This is a genomic window from Secundilactobacillus silagincola (genome assembly GCF_002583405.1).
Lineage (GTDB): Bacteria > Bacillota > Bacilli > Lactobacillales > Lactobacillaceae > Secundilactobacillus > Secundilactobacillus silagincola.
The window spans coordinates 1-216 of sequence record NZ_BCMJ01000078.1 but is presented as its reverse complement, the minus strand read 5'-3'; the positions used below and the strand labels follow the sequence as shown (position 1 = coordinate 216).

Sequence of the window (216 nt, the reverse complement as noted above, 5' to 3'; positions counted from 1 at the left end):
TGGTGTTGTCGGTTGATCTGGAACTGTCGGCTGATTCGGTGGCGTCGTTGGCTGATCCGGAACTGTCGGTTGACTTGGGGGAGTCGTCGGCTGAACCGGAACTGTCGGTTGATCCGGCGGTGTTGTCGGCTGGTCTGGTATCGTCGGTTGATCCGGCGGCGTTGTCGGCTGGTCCGGTATCGTTGGTTGATCCGGCGGTGTTGTCGGCTGGTCCGG

Annotated in this window: 1 protein-coding gene; it reads right to left on the bottom strand. The window is 61.6% G+C overall.

What is annotated here, in order from left to right; genetic code table 11:
- Window positions 1-216, bottom strand: a 216-nt coding sequence (locus CES82_RS12655; RefSeq protein ID WP_180245760.1) for a hypothetical protein, incomplete at both ends; no start/stop codon positions are given.